The 22,547-nt window shown below is 75.0% G+C and carries 24 protein-coding genes; 18 read left to right on the top strand and 6 right to left on the bottom strand.

Features of this window, described 5'->3' with window-relative positions:
* Positions 1–62: 62 nt before the first annotated feature.
* The 7 genes from lepB to dprA all read left to right on the top strand — a co-directional run bounded on the left by lepB (position 63) and on the right by dprA (position 6,641).
* Complete coding sequence (gene lepB, locus BMY88_RS10875; RefSeq protein ID WP_091943022.1) at positions 63–1,022, top strand: signal peptidase I; 960 nt, start codon at positions 63–65, stop codon at positions 1,020–1,022.
* Positions 1,023–1,342: 320 nt separating this feature from the next.
* A complete protein-coding gene (locus tag BMY88_RS10870; RefSeq protein ID WP_091943020.1) occupies positions 1,343–2,050 on the top strand; it encodes a LuxR C-terminal-related transcriptional regulator in 708 nt (235 codons plus the stop codon).
* A gap of 218 nt (positions 2,051–2,268) precedes the next feature.
* A complete protein-coding gene (locus BMY88_RS10865) occupies positions 2,269–3,042 on the top strand; it encodes a ribonuclease HII (protein ID WP_091943018.1) in 774 nt (257 codons plus the stop codon).
* Positions 3,039–3,359, top strand: coding sequence for a DUF2469 domain-containing protein (locus BMY88_RS10860; protein WP_029432918.1), 321 nt, complete (start codon positions 3,039–3,041; stop codon positions 3,357–3,359). Before BMY88_RS10865 ends, BMY88_RS10860 begins: the two co-directional genes overlap by 4 nt.
* 149 nt (positions 3,360–3,508) lie before the next feature.
* The gene (locus BMY88_RS10855; RefSeq protein ID WP_091943016.1) at positions 3,509–3,868 is read left to right on the top strand and encodes a YraN family protein; all 360 of its coding nucleotides are present in this window, start codon (positions 3,509–3,511) and stop codon (positions 3,866–3,868) included.
* Entirely contained in the window at positions 3,865–5,385 is a 1,521-nt protein-coding gene (locus BMY88_RS10850) for a YifB family Mg chelatase-like AAA ATPase (RefSeq protein WP_091943014.1), read from the top strand. The genes BMY88_RS10855 and BMY88_RS10850 overlap by 4 nt, the downstream gene beginning before the upstream one ends.
* The gene (gene dprA, locus BMY88_RS10845) at positions 5,382–6,641 is read left to right on the top strand and encodes a DNA-processing protein DprA (RefSeq protein WP_091943012.1); all 1,260 of its coding nucleotides are present in this window, start codon (positions 5,382–5,384) and stop codon (positions 6,639–6,641) included. The genes BMY88_RS10850 and dprA overlap by 4 nt, the downstream gene beginning before the upstream one ends.
* 41 nt (positions 6,642–6,682) lie before the next feature.
* Here dprA and BMY88_RS10840 read toward each other — a convergent pair whose 3' ends face one another.
* Positions 6,683–7,489 carry an acyl-CoA thioesterase gene (locus BMY88_RS10840; protein ID WP_091943010.1) on the bottom strand — a complete coding sequence of 269 codons (807 nt, stop codon included), beginning with the start codon at positions 7,487–7,489 and terminating at the stop codon, positions 6,683–6,685.
* Positions 7,490–7,606: 117 nt separating this feature from the next.
* Between BMY88_RS10840 and BMY88_RS10835 the strand changes: the two genes are divergently transcribed.
* Positions 7,607–8,542 carry a tyrosine recombinase XerC gene (locus BMY88_RS10835; protein ID WP_091943007.1) on the top strand — a complete coding sequence of 312 codons (936 nt, stop codon included), beginning with the start codon at positions 7,607–7,609 and terminating at the stop codon, positions 8,540–8,542.
* Positions 8,543–8,628: 86 nt separating this feature from the next.
* Entirely contained in the window at positions 8,629–9,429 is an 801-nt protein-coding gene (gene whiG, locus BMY88_RS10830) for an RNA polymerase sigma factor WhiG (protein WP_091943005.1), read from the top strand.
* Between the two features lie 12 nt (positions 9,430–9,441).
* Here the strand turns inward: whiG and BMY88_RS10825 are convergent, their stop codons facing one another.
* Complete coding sequence (locus BMY88_RS10825) at positions 9,442–9,975, bottom strand: M23 family metallopeptidase (RefSeq protein ID WP_170861064.1); 534 nt, start codon at positions 9,973–9,975, stop codon at positions 9,442–9,444.
* 316 nt (positions 9,976–10,291) lie between these two features.
* Here BMY88_RS10825 and rpsB point away from each other — a divergent pair, with 316 nt between their 5' ends.
* The 5 genes from rpsB to BMY88_RS10800 all read left to right on the top strand — a co-directional run bounded on the left by rpsB (position 10,292) and on the right by BMY88_RS10800 (position 15,000).
* On the top strand, positions 10,292–11,251 hold the full coding sequence (gene rpsB / locus BMY88_RS10820) for a 30S ribosomal protein S2 (RefSeq protein ID WP_091943003.1): 960 nt from the start codon (positions 10,292–10,294) through the stop codon (positions 11,249–11,251).
* Positions 11,252–11,351: 100 nt separating this feature from the next.
* On the top strand, positions 11,352–12,167 hold the full coding sequence (tsf, locus tag BMY88_RS10815) for a translation elongation factor Ts (RefSeq protein WP_091943001.1): 816 nt from the start codon (positions 11,352–11,354) through the stop codon (positions 12,165–12,167).
* A gap of 196 nt (positions 12,168–12,363) precedes the next feature.
* A complete protein-coding gene (gene pyrH / locus BMY88_RS10810) occupies positions 12,364–13,149 on the top strand; it encodes a UMP kinase (protein WP_428978314.1) in 786 nt (261 codons plus the stop codon).
* A gap of 76 nt (positions 13,150–13,225) precedes the next feature.
* Positions 13,226–13,783 (top strand): ribosome recycling factor, encoded by a 558-nt coding sequence (frr, locus tag BMY88_RS10805; protein WP_091942997.1) that lies wholly within the window; start codon positions 13,226–13,228, stop codon positions 13,781–13,783.
* A gap of 374 nt (positions 13,784–14,157) precedes the next feature.
* A complete protein-coding gene (locus BMY88_RS10800; RefSeq protein WP_244524599.1) occupies positions 14,158–15,000 on the top strand; it encodes a phosphatidate cytidylyltransferase in 843 nt (280 codons plus the stop codon).
* On the opposite strand, the gene BMY88_RS10795 is transcribed toward BMY88_RS10800, so the two are convergent.
* The 3 genes from BMY88_RS10795 to BMY88_RS10785 are packed head-to-tail and all read right to left on the bottom strand — an operon-like array spanning position 14,967 to position 17,519.
* Positions 14,967–16,091: a DUF952 domain-containing protein gene (locus BMY88_RS10795; protein ID WP_091942992.1), complete on the bottom strand. Its 1,125-nt coding sequence runs from the start codon at positions 16,089–16,091 to the stop codon at positions 14,967–14,969. The two genes, BMY88_RS10800 and BMY88_RS10795, sit on opposite strands and share 34 nt — an antisense overlap.
* Complete coding sequence (locus BMY88_RS10790) at positions 16,088–16,846, bottom strand: polyphosphate kinase 2 family protein (RefSeq protein ID WP_091942990.1); 759 nt, start codon at positions 16,844–16,846, stop codon at positions 16,088–16,090. Before BMY88_RS10790 ends, BMY88_RS10795 begins: the two co-directional genes overlap by 4 nt.
* Before the next feature lie 31 nt (positions 16,847–16,877).
* A complete protein-coding gene (locus tag BMY88_RS10785) occupies positions 16,878–17,519 on the bottom strand; it encodes a TrmH family RNA methyltransferase (protein WP_211435597.1) in 642 nt (213 codons plus the stop codon).
* Between the two features lie 33 nt (positions 17,520–17,552).
* Between BMY88_RS10785 and rlmN the strand changes: the two genes are divergently transcribed.
* The gene (gene rlmN / locus BMY88_RS10780) at positions 17,553–18,734 is read left to right on the top strand and encodes a dual-specificity RNA methyltransferase RlmN (protein ID WP_091943387.1); all 1,182 of its coding nucleotides are present in this window, start codon (positions 17,553–17,555) and stop codon (positions 18,732–18,734) included.
* Complete coding sequence (locus BMY88_RS10775) at positions 18,731–19,477, top strand: VIT1/CCC1 transporter family protein (protein ID WP_244524598.1); 747 nt, start codon at positions 18,731–18,733, stop codon at positions 19,475–19,477. The genes rlmN and BMY88_RS10775 overlap by 4 nt, the downstream gene beginning before the upstream one ends.
* A 9-nt stretch (positions 19,478–19,486) precedes the next feature.
* Here BMY88_RS10775 and BMY88_RS10770 read toward each other — a convergent pair whose 3' ends face one another.
* Positions 19,487–19,822, bottom strand: coding sequence for a DUF2631 domain-containing protein (locus tag BMY88_RS10770; RefSeq protein ID WP_170861063.1), 336 nt, complete (start codon positions 19,820–19,822; stop codon positions 19,487–19,489).
* Positions 19,823–19,905: 83 nt separating this feature from the next.
* Here BMY88_RS10770 and dxr point away from each other — a divergent pair, with 83 nt between their 5' ends.
* Together dxr and BMY88_RS10760 are read left to right on the top strand one after the other, a co-directional pair.
* Positions 19,906–21,135, top strand: a complete 1,230-nt coding sequence (gene dxr / locus BMY88_RS10765) for a 1-deoxy-D-xylulose-5-phosphate reductoisomerase (RefSeq protein ID WP_244524597.1) — start codon at positions 19,906–19,908, stop codon at positions 21,133–21,135.
* The gene (locus tag BMY88_RS10760; RefSeq protein WP_244524596.1) at positions 21,072–22,523 is read left to right on the top strand and encodes a M50 family metallopeptidase; all 1,452 of its coding nucleotides are present in this window, start codon (positions 21,072–21,074) and stop codon (positions 22,521–22,523) included. The genes dxr and BMY88_RS10760 overlap by 64 nt, the downstream gene beginning before the upstream one ends.
* The last annotated feature ends 24 nt before the right edge of the window (positions 22,524–22,547 follow it).

Below are 22,547 nucleotides of genomic sequence, written 5' to 3'. Positions count from 1 at the left end.
ACCCACGCCGGCTCGTCCTGCCTCGACACGGCGGGTCCCCCGCGCCCGTACGCTGAGCCACGATGAGCAGCGACCGGCACGGGGGGCCCGCCGACGTCGTCCCCGGGGACGATCCCGAGGACGGCAGGGCCGCTGCGGCCCCCGACCGGCCGGGTGGCCCGGAGGTCCCTGCCGCCCCGGCGGCCCGGCGCCGCTGGTGGAGCGCCCGGCGCACGCAGCCCGGCGACAGGAAGCCCTCGCTGCTGCGCGAGCTGCCGGTGCTGCTGCTGGTCGCTTTCGTGCTGGCCCTGCTGGTCAAGACGTTCCTCGTGCAGGCGTTCTTCATCCCGTCCGGGTCGATGGAGACCACGCTGCACGGCTGCCCGGGCTGCACCGGTGACCGGGTCCTGGTGAACAAGGTGCCCTACTGGTTCGGCGAGCCCGAGCCCGGCGACATCGTCGTGTTCGAGGGCCCCGACACGTGGTCGCCCGAGGTGCAGGTCGCCGAGCCCGGCAACTGGATCTCCGGTGGCCTGCTCTGGCTCGGCCGGGCCGTGGGCGTCGCGCCGCCGAGCGAGGACGACTACGTCAAGCGGGTCATCGCCGTCGGCGGGCAGACCGTCGAGTGCTGCGACCCCGAGGGGCGGGTCGTGGTCGACGGCCAGCCGCTGGACGAGCCGTACATCTACCAGAACACGCCGCCGGAGAGCCGGGCGTTCGGGCCGGTGACGGTCCCCGACGGCCGGCTGTGGGTGATGGGCGATCACCGCTCGGCGTCGGCGGACTCCCGGTCGCACGTCCAGGACCAGTACGCCGGGACCATCGCCGTGGACGACGTCATCGGCAAGGCCGCCGTGATCGTCTGGCCGCTGGACCGGTTCGGCACCCTCGGCTCGCCCGACATCCAGGGGGCCGGACAGCCGCTCGCCGGCGCGGCCGCGGTGGCCGCGCCGCACGTGCTCGGACTCGTCGGCGCCGTTCCCCTCGTGGCCTGGCGGCGTCGCCGGCGGCGCCGCCGCCACCCGGTGCACTCCGCGCGCTGAGCGCTCGCGGCCTGCTCGCCTCGTCGGCGGACACCGGGCGCCCACCTCGACCCGTCGCCACCCCGGACGGTGCGCCGACGGCCCGACGTCTGCCCGCGGACCGTCCGTCGCGGCGGGCGGAATGGTCGATGAATGGCTCGTCGCCATGTCGACAATCGGGCGAACGGTCATCCATGGGACTCGAGTAGCCGTTCCGGGTCAATCGAACAATGGTCGAGAAAATGTCGGAAAAAGTGTCAAGCAGTTCTCTCACTCGTCCGATGGATGGTGTGTAAGCACCACCCCGAACGTGTGAAACGGAGTCGACAGTGTCTGCACCCATGGCGAGCACCGCCCGCGGCGTGACCCGCGTGCTCATCCTCGCCGACGCCCCGGTCCTGCGCCGCGGGCTGGTCAGCATGATCAACGAGACCGCCGGGATGCAGTCGGTCGGCACCCCGGGCGAGCTCCGCCGGGCCCTGACCCTGGTCGAGACCGCCCGCCCCGACGCCGTCGTCGTCGAGCTGGGCTCCGGCCGCGCCGCGACGCTGGCCGCCTGCCGGGACCTGCGTCGCCGCTTCCCCCGGGTCGCCATCATCGCGCTGGCCACCTCCGAGGACCCCGCCGTGGTCAACGAGGCCGTCGCCGCCGGGATCCGTGGATACCTGATGATCAACACGAGCCCGACCCTGCTCGGCTGGGCCATCCTCGCCGCCCGCGCCGGCCGCACCGTGGTGGACCCGCAGATCCGCCGGGTGGAGCCGTCGGCCCTGCCGGCCGCCAAGCCCTTCGCCCCCGAGGTGCCCCTCACCCGCCGCGAGTCCGACGTCCTCGACGAACTGCTCCAGGGCCAGTCCAACCGCCAGATCGGCCGCAACCTCTTCATCAGCGAGGACACGGTCAAGAGCCACGTCAAGGCCATCCTGCGCAAGCTGGGTGCCCGCGACCGTGCCCACGCGGTCTCCCTGGTGCTCTCCTCCCGCTCCTCGGGCGCGGGCTGCACCTGCGGCACCCACGCGGTCGTGCCCTCCGAGACCGCCGAGGTCTGACCTCCCGAGCCGGGCGCGGGAACGGCTCGCCGCTCCTCCGCCCTTCGGCGCCGGACCCGACGGTCTCGCCTCCTCAGCGATCCGGTCCGACGCCTGCGACCTCCCGGTCGCGCCACGCCACGAGCCTGCCCCCTGTGACCCCGGGGGCCGGCTCGTGGCGTGTCGGCGTCCCGGGAGGGGGGCGACCGGTCCGCCCGACGTCGTAGGGTCGGAACGCGATGGCAGTCCGTACCGCGAGCCTCCGCTCCGCGCCCGCCCCGGCCGGCCGGAGCCCCGCCGCCGACGACCGGTCCGACGCGCTCTGGCAGATGGAGCGGTCCCTGCGCCGACGAGGCTTCCCCGCCGTCGCCGGCGTCGACGAGGCCGGTCGCGGCGCCTGTGCCGGGCCCCTGGTGGCCGCGGCCTGCGTGCTGCCGTCGGGTCGGCGCGGGCGGGTGCCCGGCCTCGCGGACTCCAAGCTGCTCACTCCCGCGGCGCGGGAGCGCGTCTACGCCGAGATCGTCGAGCGCGCCGTCGCCTGGTCGGTCGTGGTGATGCCCGTCGACGACCTCGACGCGCGCGGCATGCACGTCACCAACATCGAGGCGTTGCGCCGGGCGGTGTGGCTGCTCGACCCCGGCGCCGACTACGTGCTCACCGACGGCTTCCCGGTGAGCGGCCTGGCCCGGCCCACCCTCGCGGTGTGGAAGGGCGACCGGGTCGCCGCCTGCGTCGCCGCCGCGTCGGTGCTGGCCAAGGTGACCCGGGACCGGATGATGCTCGACCTGCACGAGCGCTTCCCCGAGTACGACTTCGCCGTGCACAAGGGCTACATCACCGATGCGCACAGCGCCGCCCTCGACCGCCACGGACCCTGTCCGGAGCACCGCCGACGCTTCGTCAACGTCGCCCGCGCGGCCGCGGCACACGCCGGTCGCGACGCCCGGCTGACCGGCGCCGCGGCGATGGTCGATGATGGACCCATGCCCACCGTCTCCGGAGAGCCACGATGAGTACCGAGGACCTGGAGAAGTACGAGACCGAGATGGAGCTGCAGCTCTATCGCGAGTACCGGGACATCGTCCGCCAGTTCACCTACGTGGTGGAGACCGAGCGGCGCTTCTACCTGGCGAACTCCGTCGACCTGCAGGTGCGCGAGGCCGGCGGCGAGGTCTTCTTCGAGCTCAAGCTCTCCGACGCCTGGGTGTGGGACATGTACCGGCCCGCCCGCTTCGTGCGCAACGTGCGCGTGCTGACGTTCAAGGACGTCAACGTCGAGGAGCTGGACAAGCCGGACCTGGAGCTGCCCGACGGGCCTCGGCTGCCCTGAGCCGGGCCGTGGAGCGGGGGAGGGGCGCATGCGGTGAGGTTCGCCCCCGCCGCTGACGTTCCCCGTCGCTCCGTCCACAGGCCCCGGCCCGGTCCACAGATCGCGAGCGGACGTCGCCGCGCGGCACCCGGGCGGGCCACGGTCGCCGGGTGCGAACGACGACGGAACTGGGCCAGCACGGTGAGCGGATCGCGGTCCGCTACCTGACCGACCGCGGACTGCGGCTGCTCGATCGCAACTGGCGCTGCCGGGAGGGCGAGCTGGACATCGTCGCCCGCGACGGTGCCGCGATCGTCTTCTGCGAGGTGAAGACCCGCCGGGAGGTCGGCTTCGGCCATCCGGTGGAGGCCGTCACCCCGGCCAAGCAGCGGCGGCTGCGGCTGCTGGCGCACCGCTGGCTGGCCGTGCACTCCGAGCACGCCCCCGACCTGCGCTTCGACGTCGTCGGCGTGCTCGTCCGCGGTCGGGGGCCGGCGGTCGTGACCCACCTGCCGGCGGCGTTCTCGTGACGCTGGCCCGCACGTGGTCGGTCGGCCTGGTCGGCGTCCACGGCGCCATGGTCGAGGTCGAGGTCGACATGGCGGCCGGGATGCCCGGCGTCGTGCTCGTCGGACTGCCCGACACCGTCGTGCGCCAGTCGGTGGACCGGGTGCGCGCGGCCGTGGCCAACGCCGGGGCCAGCTGGCCGCTGCGCCGGGTGACGATCGGCCTGTCCCCGGCCTCCATGCCCAAGCAGGGCAGCGGCTTCGACCTCGCGCTGGCCGCCGGCGTGCTCGCCGCCGCCGACGCCGTGCCCGCGGCCGAGGTCGCGGACCTCGTGCTGCTCGGCGAGCTGGGTCTCGACGGCACGGTGCGCGCCGTCCGTGGCGTCCTGCCCGCGGTCCTCGCGGCCCGCCGGGCGGGGCATCGGCGGGTCGTCGTCCCGGTGGGCAACGCCGACGAGGCGGCGCTGGTGGACGGCGTCCTCGTGCTCCCCGTGGGGTCGCTGCAGGACTTGCTGGCACACCTCACCGGCCGCGTGCGGCTGCAGCCGCACGTCCCCGGTCCACGCCCCGACCCGCCGCCCGGTCCCGATCTGGGGGACGTCGTCGGTCAGGCCGTGGGGCGGAGGGCCGTCGAGGTGGCCGCCGCGGGCGGGCACCACCTGTTCCTCGCCGGCCCGCCCGGCGCCGGCAAGACGATGCTGGCCGAACGCCTGCCCGGGCTGCTGCCGCCGCTCGACGAGCCGGCCGCGCTCGAGGTGACCGCGATCCACTCCGTCGCCGGCACGCTGCCGGCGGAGGCGCCGCTGGTCACCCGTCCCCCCTTCGAGGCCCCGCACCACTCGGCGACGATGGCGGCACTCGTGGGGGGCGGCTCGGGCCAGATCCGGCCCGGTGCCCTGTGCCGGGCCCATCGCGGGGTCCTCTTCCTCGACGAGAGCCCCGAGTTCCCCCGCGCCGTCCTGGACACCCTGCGCCAGCCGCTGGAGCGGGGGTCGGTGACCATCTCGCGGGCGTCGGGGTCGGCGACCTTTCCGTGCCGCGCCCAGCTCGTGCTGGCCGCGAACCCCTGCCCCTGCGCGAGCGCGGCGGGGGACACGGCCTGCACGTGCAGCGCGCACGAGCGGCGGCGATACCAGGCACGCCTGTCCGGGCCGCTGCTGGACCGCATCGACCTGCGCGTCGACCTGCCCCCGGTCACCCGGGCGGCGTGGCTGGACGGGGTGGACCTGCCGGAGCCGTCCGCGGTGGTGGCCGCCCGGGTGGCCGAGGCGCGGGCCGCGGCGGCCGAGCGGCTGCGCGGCAGCGGGCTGACCCTCAACGGCCAGGTGCCCGGGCGGCTGCTGCGCGAGCGGTGGGTGGTCCCGCGGTCGGCCTCGCGGCTGGCCGAGCGCGCGCTGGAACGCGGCGTGCTGTCCGTGCGCGGCTTCGATCGGGTGCTGCGGGTCGCCTGGACGATGAGCGACCTGGCGGGCCTCGCCGTCCCCGGTGCCGAGCAGGTTGCCGAGGCCCTGGGGATGCGGCTGCAGAGGGCGGCGGCATGACAGCGGTACCGGATCTCGACGCCGCTCTCGCCGCGCCGGCGGCGGAGGGTGGGACCGCCACGGTCCGGCGGGCGCGGGCGTGGCTGACCCGCGCCGCGGAGCCGGGGAGCGTCGTCGTCTGGCGATTCGTGGAGCGGGCGGGGCCGGTGGCGGCGGTCCGGCTGCTGCGGGCCGGGCGCGCACCCGACGCCGTCCAGGCGCTGGTCGGCGTCCGGGCCGAGCAGGACGCCAGCGCGGCCGATCTCCGCCGCGCCGACCGGTGCGGTGCCCGGCTGGTCATCCCCGAGGACGACGAGTGGCCGGCGCTGGCCCTGCACGCCCTCACCGTGGCCGCCTCGGGGGAGCGAGCCGACTCCGGGGAGATGAGCGACCGCACGAAGGCGCCCGTGCCGCCGGTGGCCCTGTGGGTCCGCGGCCCGGGGCGGCTGGTCGACGTGGTCGACCGGTCGGTGGCCGTGGTCGGCTCGCGGGCCTCGACGGCGTACGGGGAGCACGTGGCCGGCGACCTGGCCCACCGGCTCGGGGAGCGGGGCTGGACGGTGGTCTCCGGCGGCGCCTACGGCATCGATGCCGCCGCCCATCGGGGTGCCCTCGCCGCGCAGGCGCCGACGGTCGCCGTGCTGGCCTGCGGGATCGACCGGGTCTATCCCAGCGGAAACGGCGCGCTGCTCGAGCGGATCGCCCAGGAGGGGCTCGTGGTCAGCGAGTGGCCCCCGGGCGCGGCCCCGCACCGGCACCGGTTCCTCGTCCGCAACCGGCTGATCGCCGCGCTCACCCGCGGCACCGTGGTGGTCGAGGCGGCGGCGCGGTCCGGCGCGCAGGCGACGGCGCGGCGCGCCGGCCGGCTGGGCCGCCCGGTCATGGTGGTGCCGGGCCCGGTGACCAGCGCGATGTCCGTCGGCTGTCACGAGCTGGTGCGGGACCGCGCCCTCGGGGCGGTGCTCGTCGGCAGCGCCGCGCACGTGCTCGAGGAGGTCGGCCGGCTGGGGGAGGACCTCGCACCGCCCCCCGAGGTGGCGACCGATGCACGCGAGGGCCTGTCCGACATCGCGATCCGGGTCCTCGACGCCTGCCCCGTGCGCCGCGGCGTGAGCCCCGAGCGGTTGGCCGCCGTGGCCGGCTGCGGGGTGGTCCAGGTGCTCCAGGTGTTGCCCGCGCTGGAGCTCGCCGGCCTGGTCGAGTGGACGGGCACCGGCTGGCGGGTCGCGCCCCCGCAGAGGGTCACGCCTCCGCGGAAGGAGGGGCGCCCCTCGTGACGGGTACCCGCCTCGTGCCCGCCGAGTGCGGAGGGGCGTCGTCAGCCGCGCGGGCGGAAGGTCAGCGCCTCCTGCGCGAACGAGGCGACGACCTCGCCGTCCCGGGTGCGGACCGTGCCCCGGACCAAGCCGCGGTCGCCGAGTACCCGCACCGGATCGGCCGAGTAGAGCAGCCACTCGCCGGCGTCGACGGGGCGGTGGAACCACAGCGTGTGGTCCATCGTGACCCCACGCGTCTCCGGCGACGGCGGCGCTCCCGGCACCTGGGCGGCGGAGAAGACCATGTAGTCGGAGACGAACGCGATCACGGCGGCGTGCAGGCCGGGGTCGTCGGCGGGAAGCGGGCGGTGCGGGCGCACCCAGTACGGGTGCAGCGGCGAGAACACGTCGGCTCCGGCGTCGACGCGGAACCGCCCGGCCGGCCGGTACTCGAACGGGTCCAGCCCCATCAGCCGCACCTCGTCGGGGGCGATCTCGTCCGGGTCGGCGGGCAGGGGCGGCAGCGCTTCCTGCCAGTCGGGGCCCTCGCCGCCGACATGGAAGGAGGCGGTCAGCAGCAGCGGTGTGCCCCTGCCCTGCGTCACCGTCACCAGCCGCACGGCGCTGGAGCGCCCGTCCCGGACCGCCCGCACGCCCAGGGTGAGCGGGCTGCCCAGCTCGCCGCCGGAGGGGAACACGGCGTGCACCGAGGTCGGCAGCAGTCCGGGCGCCACGGTCCGGGCCGCGGCGCGCACCGCGAGTCCCAGCGTGTAGCCGCCGTACAGGTGCCCCTCGACCAGCGGCTCGTTCTGGAACGAGTCGTCCCCCCGCGGGTGCAGTCGGAGCAACGTGTCGAAATCGTGGGCCATGCGCGATCCCTATCACCGCGCCGGGAGCCCCCCGACGTCCGTGTCGTCCAGCGCCCGTCGGGTGCCCGTCCGGCGCGCCCGCTTGACCGGTCGCCGGCACCGACGGAGCGTCGCGGCGTGACCAGGACGACGGCGGAGCTGCGCGGTGGGCTGCCACCCGCCCTGGCCGCGGTCGTCGACGACTACGAGGAGCACCTGCGGGGCGGCCGCGAGCTCTCGGAGCACACCGTGCGCGCCTACCTGACCGACACGGTGTCGCTGCTGGACCACCTCGCCCGCCGCAGCGGCACCCGGGTCGGCGACCTGGACCTCGCCGCCCTGCGCAGCTGGCTGGCGCGGGGGCGCACCACCGGCGACGGCCGGGCCACGACCGCCCGCCGCGCCGCTGCGGCCCGGTCGTTCACCCGGTGGCTGCGCCGGACCGGGCTGACCACCGAGGACGTCGGGCTGCGGCTGGTCAGCCCGAAGGCCCACCGGACCCTGCCCGACGTGCTCGCACCCGACCAGGCCCGCGCCGTCGTCGAGTCCACCGGGGGAGCCGACGAGCCGGCCGGCCTCCGCGACGCGCTCGTGCTCGAGCTCCTCTACGCCAGCGGCGTCCGGGTGAGCGAGCTCGTCGGGCTCGACGTCGACGACGTCGACCGCGGCCGACGGCTCCTCCGGGTGCTGGGCAAGGGCCGCAAGGAGCGCAGCGTCCCCTACGGCGCCCCGGCCGAGCGGGCGCTCGACGCTTGGCTGACCCGGGGCCGCCCGGCGCTGGTGACCGACCGGACGGGCCCGGCCCTGCTGCTGGGCACGCGCGGTGGCCGGCTGGACCCCCGCGAGGCGCGGCGCATCGTGCACGCGGCGATGGCGGCGGTTCCCGGCGCCCCGGACATCGGCCCCCACGGGCTGCGGCACACCGCCGCCACGCACGTGCTCGAAGGCGGCGCCGACCTGCGGTCGGTCCAGGAACTGCTCGGGCACGCTAGCCTCGCGACGACGCAGATCTACACGCACGTGACGGTCGAACGGCTGCGTGCGGTGCACGCGCAGGCCCATCCCCGCGCGTGACGGGGCCCAGAGGTGCCGATACTGGACTGCGATGCCCACCAGGGGCCCGTCGCGACGGACCCAGAAGCGATCGGGGGAGCTCCACCGTGCCCGAGGCGACGACCCACGCGCTCGACGAGTCGAACGAGGACACCGACGCGGCGATCGCCGCGCTGTGGCGGGAGTACGTCGCCGACCGCGACCCCGCGCTGCGGGACCGGCTGATCCTCCACTACGCGCCGCTGGTGAAGTACGTGGCGGGACGGGTGGGCTCGGGCCTGCCCGCCCACGTCGAGCAGGCCGACCTGGCCTCCTACGGGACGTTCGGGCTCATCGACGCGATCACCCGGTACCAGCCCTCGCGCGAGGTCAAGTTCGAGAGCTACGCGATGGCCCGCATCCGCGGCGCCATCATCGACGAGCTCCGCACCACCGACTGGATCCCGCGGTCGGTCCGCAGCAAGGCCCGCCTCTTCGAGCGCACCGTCGCCAGCCTGGAGAGCAAGCTCCGGCGCAGCCCCACCGACGAGGAGGTGGCCGACGAGATGGACATGGACGTCGAGGACGTCCGCAAGTTCCTCGGCCAGCTCTCCCTGGTCAACGTGGTGGCGCTCGACGAGCTGCTCACCGACGACGACGGCGGCGCCCCCCGGCTGGTCGACACGCTCCGCGACAACAGCGCGCTGGACCCGCAGGCCATGGCCGAGCACGGGGAGGCCCGGCAGCTCCTGGCCCGCGCCGTGGAGCAGCTGCCGGAGCGCGAGAAGGTGGTCGTCAGCCTGTACTACTTCGAGGGCCTCACCCTCGCCGACATCGGCCGTGTCCTGGGCGTCACCGAGAGCCGCATCTGCCAGCTGCACACCAAGGCGGTGCTGCACCTGCGGACCAAGCTCGCCGACATCGTCTAGAGCGGCGCGGGCTCACGCCGACGGGAGCAGCCGGATCCGCGGCGGCGCGAGCAGTGACCACGGGTCGAGGTAGACCTCGCCGCGGCGCAGCCCCCAGTGCAGGCACGCGGCGGCCGGGCAGCCCGCGTGCCCGGCGGACAGCGTGCCGATGGGGGAGCCCCGGACCACCGCCTGGCCCGCGGCCACCGCGGGGTCGACCGGCTCGTACGTCGTCCGCAGGCCGTTCGGGTGGTCGATGCTGACCACCGGCCGGCCGGCCACCTGGCCGGCGAACGCGACGACCCCGTCGCCGGCGGCGACGACCACCGTCCCCGGGGCCGCGGCCAGGTCGACGCCGCGGTGCCCCGGGCCGTAGGGCGACCCCGGCGCATCGAACGCGCGCGTGACCTCGGGCGCGGGCAGGGGTGCGACCCAGCCGGCCGCGGGTCCGGCCGGGATCGGGGGCGGCGGCACGGCGGGGTCCGCGGCCGCCGCCACGGGGGCGAGCAGGACCGCGGGGATCAGGAGCAGGAGGGCCGGCAGCGCGGTCGGCAGTCGGAGCGGCACCCGGCCCACGCTGCCCGTCGCCGGGCCGGCCGGCTGCGGTGTGGCGTCCCCTGTGGATGCCTATCCCGCCGGTGGACGCCCGGCCGGGGCCCTGCCGGGCGGGGCGTATGCTGACCGATGCGGCCCACCCCGGTGGGTCGACTTCGCGCGTCCTCGTACCCCGCCGCTGTCCAGCGGGGTGGTCGCCACCTCGGTCCCCGCGGTCCACCCGCGGGGTGGTGTGGCGCCCGGGATGCCAGGGCGGTGCACCACCGGTGCCCGCGACAACCGAGAAACCGCGGCCGCACGACGGCCGCGCGCACACAGAGAGGCGACCATGGCAGTCGTCAGCATGAAGCAGCTGCTCGACAGCGGCGTCCACTTCGGGCACCAGACCCGCCGCTGGAACCCGAAGATGAAGCGCTTCATCTTCACCGAGCGCAACGGCATCTACATCATCGACCTGCAGCAGACGCTCGGGTACATCGACAACGCCTACGAGTTCGTCAAGCAGACGGTCGCGCACGGCGGCACGGTGCTCTTCGTCGGCACCAAGCGTCAGGCGCAGGAGCCGGTCGCCGAGCAGGCGCAGCGGGTCGGCATGCCCTACGTCAACCAGCGCTGGCTGGGCGGCATGCTCACGAACTTCCAGACCGTCTTCAAGCGGCTGGAGCGCCTCAAGGAGCTCGAGGACATGGAGCAGACCGGCGTGCTGGTCAGCCTGTCCAAGAAGGAGCAGCTGGTCCTCAGCCGCGAGAAGGCCAAGCTCGAGCGCAGCCTCGGCGGTATCCGCGACATGAAGAAGGTGCCCAGCGCCATCTGGATCGTGGACACCAAGAAGGAGCACATCGCCGTCGGCGAGGCGCGCAAGCTCAAGATCCCGGTGGTGGCGATCCTCGACACCAACTGCGACCCCGACGAGGTCGACTACAAGATCCCGGGCAACGACGACGCGATCCGCAGCATCGCCGTGCTGACCCGCGTGGTGGCCGACGCCGTCGCCGAGGGTCTCCTGGCCCGCTCGGCCGCGCAGGCCAACGCCGGCCGCGAGGACGGCGCCGAGCCCGCGATCGGCGGCGGCGAGCCGCTGGCCGACTGGGAGCGCGAGCTGCTGACCGGCCAGACCGGCGAGGCCGCGGCCGCCACCGAGGTCCCCGAGACCCCGGCCGCCGCCACCGAGCTGCCCGAGGCGCCGGCCGCCGAGCCGACCGCCACGGCCGAGGAGGTCGTGCCCGTCGAGGACGTGCCCGCCACCGCCAGCACCGAGACCGGCACCCAGGGCGCCGAGAACGCGTAAGCCGAGAACCCTCTCGTTCCCCGCCGCCCGCAGGCTCGCGGCGGGGAACGAGGGGGCCTTGGCGCCTCATCCCCGTATCGAGACTCCCCAGGAAGAAGACATGGCTGACTTCACGGCAGCCGACGTCAAGCGTCTCCGCGACGCCACCGGCGCCGGCATGATGGACTGCAAGAAGGCGCTGACCGAGGCCGACGGCGACTACGACAAGGCCGTCGAGCTGCTGCGCATCAAGGGCGCCAAGGACGTCGGCAAGCGCCTCGAGCGCTCCACGACCAACGGCATCGTCGTCAGCAGGGACGGCGCGCTGCTCGAGATCGACTGCGAGACGGACTTCGTCGCCAAGAACGCCGACTTCGTCAAGCTCGCCGAGCGCCTGCTCGACGTCGTCCTGGCGTCCAAGCCGGCCGATGTCGACGCGCTGCTCGCCGCCGACATCGACGGCCAGACGGTCGCCTCGCTGATCCAGTCCGAGTCGGCCCGCATCGGCGAGAAGCTCGTGCTGTCGCGCTTCGCGCTGTTCGAGGGCACCACCGCGACCTACCTGCACAAGCGGGCCACCGACCTGCCCCCGGCCATCGGTGTCGCGGTGCAGTACAGCGGCGGCTCCGAGGAGGCGGCACGCAGCCTCGCGATGCACATCGCGGCCGCCCGTCCCCGGTACCTCACCCGCGACGAGGTCCCCGCCGACGCGGTGGAGACCGAGCGCCGGGTCGCCGAGCAGACGGCGAAGGAGGAGGGCAAGCCCGAGCAGGCGATCACCAAGATCGTCGAGGGTCGGGTCAACTCCTACTACAAGGACTTTGTCCTGCTCGAGCAGCCGTCGATCACCGAGCCCAAGCGCACGGTGAAGCAGATCGTCGACGAGGCCGGCCTGACCGTGGAGCGCTTCGCCCGCTTCGAGGTCGGCCAGGCGTAACCGCAACGACCCAGGACCCCGTCACCCCCATCGGCCCCCTCGCAGGGGCCCGCGCCGAGCTCGCGAGGCGTAGGGGGTGGCGGGGTCCTGTCGCGCTCCCCTTCCTGCGGGCGGGGCCGGTGGCATGTCCGGGCCCGGCTGTCGGCCCGGGCGCCATGAGGCAGGATCAGCACACCGTCGAGCGAGGGATGACCAGTTGACCGACACCGCTGCGCCGAGAACGTCCGCGCCCACCTCCGCCCCCACGGCCTTCGCACCGGCCGACGGCGGCGGCTACACGCGGGTGCTGCTGAAGCTCTCCGGTGAGGCCTTCGGCGGCGGCGGGGTGGGGGTCGACTCGACCATCGTGCACAACATCGCCCAGCAGCTGGCCGACGTCGTCCACGGCGGCACCCAGGTCGCCGTCGTCGTCGGCGGGGGCAACTTCTTCCGCGGCGCGGAGCTGGCCGAGGCCGGCATGGACCGCCGGCACGCCGACTACATGGGCATGCTCGGCACGGTCATGAACGCCCTGGCCCTGCAGGCGTTCTGCGAGCAGGTCGGCCTGCAGACCCGGGTGCAGACGGCGATCGAGATGGGTCAGGTCGCCGAGCCCTACATCCCGCGCAAGGCCGTCCGGCACATGGAGAAGGGCCGGCTGGTCATCTTCGGTGCCGGCGCGGGCATGCCCTACTTCTCGACCGACACGGTGGCCGCCCAGCGCGCGCTGGAGATCGGTTGCCAGGTGCTGCTGATGGCCAAGAACGGCGTCGACGGGGTCTACGACGACGACCCGCGGCTCAACCCCGCCGCGACGATGTACACCGACCTCGACTACGCCACGGTCCTGGCCGACGAGCTGAAGGTCGCCGACGCGACCGCGATCAGCCTCTCCATGGAGAACCGGATGCCGATCGTGGTGTTCAACCTGCTGCAGGACGGGAACATCGCGCGTGCGGTCGCAGGTGAGAGGATCGGCACGCTGATCAGCACGCCGGCCTGACGCCGCGCGCCGAGGGCACACCGGAGCACGAAGAAGAGGCGGCCCGCCGTGGCGCCGCCGCAGGAGGGACAGACCCGTGATCGACGACACCCTGCTCGACGCCGAGGAGCGGATGGACAAGGCCCTGTCGGTCGCGCGCGAGGACCTCGGCTCGGTACGCACCGGCCGCGCGGCGCCCTCCATGTTCAACAAGATCGCGGTGGACTACTACGGCGCGTACACCCCGGTGCCGCAGATGGCGTCGATCACCGTGCCCGAGGCCCGCATGGCCGTCATCAAGCCCTACGACATGAGCCTGCTGGGCGCCATCGAGAAGGCCATCCGCGACAGCGACCTCGGCGTGAACCCGACCAACGACGGCCAGATCATCCGCGTGGTGTTCCCGCAGCTGACCGAGGAGCGCCGCCGCGACCTGGTGAAGCAGGCCCGGGCCAAGGGCGAGGACGCCAAGGTCGCCATCCGCAACATCCGGCGGCGCAGCAAGGAGGAACTCGACCGCATCGCCAAGGACGGCGAGGCCGGCGAGGACGACGTGCGACGCGCCGAGAAGGAGCTGGACGACCTCACCGCGCAGCACGTGCACCACGTGGACGAGGCGGTCAAGAACAAGGAGACCGAGCTCCTCGAGGTCTGAGCGACACCGGCACCACGACCATGAGACGCGAGTCCGACACCGGCCCGCTGCCGGCAGTCCGCCCGGGGCCGGCCCCCGGGCAGCCACCCGTACCCACCGCCGGCCCGCCGGCCGGGCCGCCACCGGCAGGGGCAGCACCGGCAGGGACGGCACCGGCCGGGACGGCACCGGCCGGGCGCCCGCCGGTCGGCCCCCCGACGGCGGAGATCGCCGTTCCCGCCACGCGGTCGGCCCCGCCGGTCGACGCGGGCAGGCACGCCACGCCGGCGACCACCGAGATCCCGCAGGTCGCGGGCCCGCACGCCGGCGGCACGCACGCCGGCCCGCCGGCCGGGGAGGGCTCCGAAGGCGAGCGGCTGCCGCCCACCGAGGAGGTGGCCGCCGTGGTCCCGCCGCCGCCCCCCGCGGCCGGCCGGGCCGGTCGCAACCTCACGGCGGCCATCGGCGTCGGCGCGAGCCTGGGCGCGCTCGTCCTGGTGTCGCTGCTGGTGTACCGGCCGGCGTTCCTGGTCGTCGTCGGTGGTGCGGTGCTGGTCTCGGTCGTCGAGCTGAGCAGGGCGCTGCGCGCCGGCCGAGCCGCGCCGCCCGTGGTCCCGGTGCTGGTCGGCTCGGTGGCGATGGTCGCGCTCGCGTGGACCCGCGGCGCGACCGGGCTGGTCGTCGTTTTCCTGCTGACCGTCCTCGCGGTGCTGCTGTGGCGGCTGGCCGACGGCCCGGTGGGCTACCTCCGCGACGCCTCGACGGGAGTGCTGGTCGCGCTCTACGTGCCGTTGCTGGCCGGGTTCGCCGTCCTGCTGCTCGTGCCCGACGACGGCGCCACGCGGGTGATCCTGTTCATCGCCACCGTGGTCGGCAACGACGTCGGGGGCTACGCCGCAGGCGTCCTCTTCGGTCGGCACGCGATGGCGCCGACGGTCAGCCCGAAGAAGTCCTGGGAGGGGATGGCGGGCTCGGTGCTGGCCTGCGTCGCCGTCGCCACCCCCATCGTCACCCTCGGGCTGGACGGGCCGTGGTGGGGCGGCGTGCTGTTCGGTGCGGCGCTGGCGGTCAGCTCGACCCTCGGCGACCTGGGGGAGTCCCTCATCAAGCGGGACCTCGGCATCAAGGACATGGGCGACCTGCTGCCGGGGCACGGCGGGCTCATGGACCGGATGGACTCGCTGCTCCCGTCGGCCGCGGTGGCCTACCTGCTGCTGTCCTGGGTGGCGCCCGCCTGACGGGTGCCCACCTCCCACACCGAGCCCACCTCGGCGAACCCGCGCCGGGCGTACCAGGAGCGCGGCCAGTCGTCGGCCGCGGCCTCGAGCACCACCAGGTCGCACCCGGCGGCCGCGGCGCCGTCCAGCGCCGCGGCCAGGACGGCGTCGGCGTGCCCGCGGCCGCGCGCCGCGGGATCGGTGAGCACCGAGTCGACGACGGCGGTGGCGCCGTCGATCCGCAGCTGACCGGCGGCGACCGGCCGGCCCTCCTCCGTCACCGCGAGGTCGTGCACGGCGACCACGCGGTCGTTGCGGAACTCGCGGCCGACCAGCTGGTCGACCACCTCCTCCAGGTCCGGGGAACCGGCGAGCACCGTCCGCCACGACCGGCGCCACAGGCCGTGGACCTCGCGCTGCGCGACCTGGACGGCCCGGGGGCCCGCGGGCGGGGGCTGCGCCGTCCGGGCCATCACGACCACCTCCTCGACCTCCCAGCCGTGCGCGGCGAGCTCCCGGGCCACCGCCCCGGCGCCCGGCCAGCGGAGGGTGGCCGCGCGGTGCGGCAGCCCGGCCTCGGCGGCGATGGTCGCGGCGGTCTCCTCGACGGTGGCGGCGTCGACGGGCTCGGACAGCAGCAGCCGGTTGTCGTCGCGGGAGTGCGGGAAGTCCGGGTCCAGCACCGCGACGCCGCCGGGGACGTCGCGGACCTCCGCCGCGCGCCGCGTCCGCAGCGACAGCGTGTGCGCCAGCGCGCGGCCGAGGGCGTCGCCCGGCGACGGCAGGACGGGGGCGGCGGGGGGGAGGTACGGCACGACGGCGAGCACGGCGGCGGTCGGCAGCGGGCCGTACAGGTGCGGGAAGCGCATCGCCTCCGGATCGCCCGGCACCCCCGGCTCGAGGCGCACGGGGTCGGCCAGCCGGCGAGGGTCGACGACCAGCAGCACCAGGTCCCGGCGGCCGGGGAACAGCCGGCCCGCCGGCAGGTGCACCTGCTCGGGCTCGGACAGGTGCACGAACCCGGCCTCGGCCAGCGACGGCGGGCGGACCGCGCCGGCGTCCAGCGCGGCCCGCCAGCCCGCGGGCTCGATCAGGTGCAGCAGCGCCGTCATGCCCCGCCCGGGTCGATGCCGCGGGTGCGCAGCGCCGCCTCGATCGCGTCGCACACCGTGCGGACGACGTCCAGGCGGGCCCAGCGCTTGTCGTCGGCGGCGACGACGTGCCACGGGGCGGCGGGGATGTCGGTGCGCTGCAGCATCTCCTCGACGGCGGCCTCGTACGCCTCCCGCTTCGCGCGGTTGCGCCAGTCCTCGTCGGTCAGCTTCCAGGCCCGCAGCGGATCGTCGCGCCGGGACTCGAACCGGCGCAGCTGCTCCTCGGGCGAGACGTGCATCCAGAACTTGACCAGCACCATGCCCTCGGCCGCGAGCGTCGTCTCCAGGTCCACGATCTCCTCGTAGGCCCGCTGCCAGGCCCCCTCGGAGGCGAAGCCCTCCACGCGCTCGACCAGCACGCGGCCGTACCAGGTGCGGTCCAGCACGGCCATGCCGCCCCAGCCCGGCAGCGCCGGCCAGAACCGCCACAGGAAGTGGTGCCGCTTCTCGTCGGCGGTGGGGGCGGCGAACTGCGCCACCCGCACGTGCCGCGGATCCAGTTCCGAGACCAGCCGCTTGATGGCGCCGCCCTTGCCGGAGGCGTCCCAGCCCTCGAACAGCACGCACAGCGGCGGGCCGAGGTCGCCCGACCCGACCTGCCCGCCCAGGAGGAGGCGCAGCTGCACCAGCCGGCGCTGCGCGGCGGCCAGGTGCTGCTTGGCCTCCTTCTTGCCCAGGTGCAACGACAGGTCGACGTCGGCGAGGCGGCTCATGCCCGCAGCCTCGCGGGTGTCCCCGCGCCTGTCACCCCGGAGGCGGCCCGCCGTGCTGCCGGATCCAGGTGTGCATGGCGATCCCGGCCGCGACGCCGGCGTTGATCGACCGGGTCGAGCCGTACTGGGCGATCGACAGGACGCCGTCGGCCAGGTCCCGCGCCGCGTCGCTGAGCCCGGTGCCCTCCTGGCCGAACAGCAGCACGCAGGCGCGGGGCAGTGGCTCGCTCTCCAGGGGCCGGGCGCCGGGCAGGTTGTCGACGGCGAGCAGCGGCAGGCCCTCCGTCCGGGCCCAGGCGGCCAGCGCGGCGACGTCGGGGGAGTGGTGCACGTGCAGGTACCGGTCGGTGACCATCGCGCCGCGCCGGTTCCAGCGCCGGTGTCCGACCACGTGCACCCCGGCGGCCTGGAACGCGTTCGCCGTCCGGACGACGGTCCCGATGTTCAGGTCGTGCTTCCAGTTCTCGATCGCGACGTGGAAGGGGTGCCGGCGGGTGTCGAGGTCGGCCACGACCGCCTGGACCGTCCAGTAGCGGTACCGGTCGGCGACGTTGCGCCGGTCGCCCGCCGCGAGCAGTTCCGGGTCGTAGCGGGCGTCGTCCGGCCAGGGCCCCGCCCACGGCCCGACGCCGACGGGCTCGGCGGGGGTGAGCTCCCTCTCCGAGTCGGTCACGGGCCGCACGGTAGTGGGACCATGGACGACGCCATGACAGCCCTACCCCTCGTCTTCGACGCCCCCCGCCGGGGCAAGCCGCCCCGCCACCTCGCCGACCTCACCCGCGAGGAGGCCCGGGCGGCCGTCGCCGACCTCGGCCAGCCGGCGTTCCGGGCCGACCAGCTGTCCCGGCACTTCTTCCGCGGCACCAGCGACCCGGCGCGGATGACCGACGTCCCCGCGTCCGCCCGCGAGCCCCTCACCGCGGCCCTGCTGCCCGGCCTGCTGACCCCGGTCCGGCACCAGGCCGCCGACGGGGGCCGCACCCGCAAGACGCTGTGGCGACTGCACGACGGCGCCCTGGTCGAGAGCGTGCTGATGCGCTATCCCGACCGCGCCACCGTCTGCATCTCCAGCCAGGCCGGCTGCGGCATGGCCTGCCCCTTCTGCGCCACCGGCCAGGGCGGGCTGACCCGCAACCTGTCGGCCGCGGAGATCATCGGGCAGGCGGTGGCGGCGGCCCGGGCGATGGCCGACGGCGAGCTGCCCGGGGGGCCGGGCCGGCTGTCGAACGTGGTCTTCATGGGCATGGGCGAGCCGCTGGCCAACTACTCCCGCGTGAGCCGGACCCTCGAGGCGTTGCGCACACCCGCCCCGCACGGGCTGGGGCTGTCCCAGCGCTCGGTCACGGTCTCCACGGTCGGCGTGGTGCCGGGCATCCGCAGGCTCACCGAGGAGGGCCTGTCGGTCACCCTCGCGGTCAGCCTGCACGCCCCCGACGACGAGCTGCGCGACACCCTCGTGCCGATCAACACCCGCTGGAAGGTCGCCGAGGTCGTGGCCGCGGCCGACGCCTACGCCGAGCGCACCGGCCGCCGGTACTCGGTCGAGTACGCGCTGATCCGCGACGTGAACGACCAGCCCGAGCGGGCCGACCTGCTCGGCCGCCTGCTCGCCCGCCGGCGGGCGCACGTCAACCTCATCCCGCTCAACCCCACGCCGGGCAGCCCGTGGGACGCCAGCCCGCTGCCCGCCCAGCGGGAGTTCGTCGCCCGGCTGCGCGCGGCCGGCGTGCCGACGACGGTCCGCGACACCCGTGGCCAGGACATCGACGGCGCCTGCGGCCAGCTGGCCGCGGCCGACCTCGCCGAGGGGGTGCCCAGCGTGGCCGCCAGCACGCCGGTGGCCCCGGTGGAGGAGCCGGTCGCGCTGGGCGCCGAGACCGACGCGTGAGCGGCCCCGCGGGCGCCGCCGACCGGGCCCAGGGCCCGGTGGACGGCGCGAGCTCGCACGGGCACGCCCACGGCGACGTCTCCGGGGGCTGGCTCCGGGCCGCCGTGTTCGGCGCGATGGACGGGCTGGTCACGAACACGGCGCTCGTCGCGGGCGTCGGGGGCGGGGGCGCGGCGCCGCGCGCGATCCTGCTGGCCGGCGTCGCCAGCCTCGTCGCGGGTGCCATCTCGATGGCCCTCGGCGAGTACACCTCGGTGCAGACGCAGAACGAGCAGCTCGACCTCGAGGTCACCCGGGAGCGCCGGGAGCTGCAGCGCAACCCCCGCGGCGAGCTCGCCGAGCTGGTCGCTCAGCTGCGGGTGCGCGGGGTGGAGGAGGACCTGGCCCACGAGGTCGCCACCCAGCTCTCCCGGGACCCGGAGACGGCCCTGCGGCTGCACGTGGTGGCCGAGCTGGGGGTGACGGTGGACGACGCGCCGTCACCCCGGACGGCGGCGCTCTCCTCGCTGGCCACGTTCGCCGTCGGCGCGGTCGTGCCGCTGCTGCCCTACCTGTTCGGCGTCTCGCTGCTGTGGGTGGCGCTGCTGTGCGGCGGCGCCGGCCTGGCCGTGGCCGGCGTCGTCTCGGCGCGGTTCACCCGGCGGCCGTGGTGGTTCTCCGGCGGGCGGCAGCTGCTCTTCGGCGCGCTGGCCTGTGCCGTCACCTACGCGATCGGCCTGGCGATCGGGACCACGGTCGCCTGACCGCACCCGTTACTTGGCGCGCCAGGCGTTCTTCCGGCGGCGGATGTCCAGCAGCAGCATCAGCACGATGCCCAGCGCGATCCCGACGACCCAGAAGTCCTCGACCCGGCCCTCGTGGTTGCCGACCAGGTACGTGAGGGTGACGAGCGCGGCGATCCAGGCGCCGATGCGACCCGCGCGACCGGTCTCGCCGTGCCAGCCCCACTCCTCGGGACGCTCGTGCTCGACCGGGTGCGAGCCGTGCCGGACGACGCCCTCCTCGCGACCGGGCTGGTCGACCCGCTCGGTGTCGGGGTTGTCCGTCGTGATCCGGTCCCGGTGGGTCTGCTCGCTCACGGGACGCATCTTGCCAGCCCCCGCGCGGCCGGACCGCACGAGGGAGGGCGCGTCGTCGGGGAGGATGGGTCCGTGAGCGGACCATGGGCACGGTGAGCGAACCGATGGACGACGTCCGCGAGGTGACCGTCCTGGGGGCGACCGGCTCGATCGGCCGGCAGGCGATCGCCGTCGCCGAGCAGAATCCCGGCCGGCTGATGATCACGGGCCTGGCGGCGGGCGGCGGCAACGTCGCCGAGCTGGCCGACCAGGCGCTGACCCTGGGCGTGCGCACCGTCGCCGTCGCCCGCGCGACCGCCGCCCAGGACCTGCAGCTGGCCTTCTACGCCGCCGCCTCGCGCCGCGGCTGGTCCAAGGGCGAGTACGCGCTGCCGGAGATCCTCGCCGGGCCGCGCGCGGCCGAGGAGCTGGCCGCGCGGCCTGCCGACGTCGTCCTCAACGGGATCACCGGGTCCATCGGCCTCGGGCCGACGCTGTCGGCGCTGGCGGCGGGCCGCACCGTCGCCCTGGCCAACAAGGAGTCGCTGGTCGCCGGGGGAGACCTGGTCACGGCGGCGGCCGCGCCCGGTCAGCTGGTGCCGGTGGACTCCGAGCACTCCGCGCTGGCCCAGTGCCTGCGCGGTGGCGCGCGCGGGGAGGTGGCCCGGCTGGTGCTCACCGCAAGCGGCGGCCCCTTCCGCGGCCGCAGCGCCGCCGACCTGGCCGACGTGACGGTGGAGCAGGCCCTCGCGCACCCGACCTGGGACATGGGCCCGGTCGTGACGATCAACTCGGCCACGCTGATGAACAAGGGCCTGGAGCTGATCGAGGCGCACCTGCTGTTCGGCGTCCCCTACGCCGACATCGACGTCGTGGTGCACCCGCAGTCGATCGTGCACTCGATGGTCACCTTCACCGACGGCGCGACGATCGCCCAGGCCAGCCCGCCGGACATGCGCCTGCCCATCGCCCTAGCCCTCGCCTGGCCCGACCGGCTGCCGCACGTGCAACCGGCGCTGGACTGGTCGGCCGCCTCGACGTGGGAGTTCGCCCCGCTGGACGGCGAGGCGTTCCCCGCCGTCGGGCTCGCCCGCTCCGCCGGGGAGGCCGGCGGCGTGGTGCCGGCGATGTTCAACGCGGCCAACGAGGAGGCGGTGGCGGCGTTCCTCGCGGGTCGGCTGCCGTTCCGCGGCATCGTGGACCTCGTCGCGCGTACCCTCGACGACGCGCCGGACCTCGGCGCCCCCACCTGCGTGGACGACGTCCTGGCCGCTGAGCGGTGGGCCCGGCAGCACGCCCGCGCCGCCATCGGCTCCGCACCTCACCCAGGGGGCATGCACTGACCGGGATCCTGCTGACGGTCCTCGGGATCGTCGCCTTCGCGATCGGCCTGCTGTTCTCCATCGGTTTCCACGAGTACGGCCACTTCATGTGGGCGCGGAAGTTCGGCATGCGGGTGCCGCAGTTCTTCGTCGGCTTCGGCCCGACCGTGTTCTCCCGCACCCGGGGCGAGACCGAGTTCGGCATCAAGGCCATCCCGATGGGCGGCTACATCCGCATCGTCGGCATGATCCCGCCGGCGGAGGAGGGCGAGAGCAAGCGCGCCACCCGGATGCGGTCGTTCATCGCCGAGGTGCGCGGCCAGGCGCTCAACGACGTCCGCCCCGGCGACGAGGGCCGGGTCTTCTACGCCAAGCCGTGGTGGCAGCGCGTCATCGTGATGTCGGCCGGGCCGCTGCACAACCTGTTGCTGGCCGTCGTGTTCTTCGCCATCACGCTGACCGCGGTCGGCACCAGCGTCATCACCACCCAGGTGCGCTCCGTCCCGGCCTGCGTCGTCCCCGCCGGCGCGCAGAGCATCGACCGGGCCGCGGCCGACGACAGCGACGTCTGCGACATCCCGATCGTCACCAGCGGCGCGGAGGCCGGCGAGGTCTGCGACCTGGGGACGCCGAACTGCGCGCTGCCGGTCGCCAGCCCCGCGGCCCGCGCCGGGCTGCAGCCCGGCGACACGATCGTCGCCGTCGGCGGCGAGTCGGTCGACCCGACCGCCTACGACAGCTGGACGACGGTGCAGCAGGCCATCCGGAACTCGCCCGGGGAGGAGCTCGCGCTCACCATCGAGCGGGACGGGGAGCGGCAGGAGCTCACCGTCACCCCCATCGAGAACACCGTGCTCACCGACGACGGGGACGGCACGATGACCGCCGGCTACCTCGGCGTCAGCCCCGTGGGCGGCTTCGCCCGGCAGGGGATCGGCGAGATGCCCGGCTACTTCGGGATGATCGTGACCAACTCGATCGAGCGGCTGGTCGAGATCCCCGAGCGGGTGCCGCAGCTGTTCCGCGCCGCCTTCCTGGGCGAGGAGCGCGACGAGCAGGGCCCGATCGGCGTCGTCGGCGTCGGCCGGATCTCCGGCGAGGTGTTCTCCATCGAGGACTTCAGCAACGGAGAGAAGCTCAGCTTCTTCCTCAGCCTGCTGGCCAGCGTGAACCTGGTGCTGTTCCTGTTCAACCTGCTGCCGATGTACCCGCTGGACGGTGGCCACGTCGCCGGGGCCCTGTACGAGAAGGGGCGGTCCACGGTGGCCCGCTGGCGCGGCCGGCCCGACCCCGGGCCGTTCGACATCGCCCGGCTGATGCCGGTCGCCTACGTCGTCGCGGGGTTGTTCATCGCGCTGTCGGGGCTCCTGCTGGTCGCCGACGTGGTCAACCCCATCACCCTGCAGTAGCGGCGGTCGCCCACCTCACGGGAT

Source organism: Trujillonella endophytica (assembly GCF_900110555.1).
In the GTDB taxonomy this organism is placed as follows: domain Bacteria; phylum Actinomycetota; class Actinomycetes; order Mycobacteriales; family Geodermatophilaceae; genus Trujillonella; species Trujillonella endophytica.
Note: the sequence above shows the minus strand (reverse complement) of the source record. Positions and strands in the feature narration are given on the sequence as shown.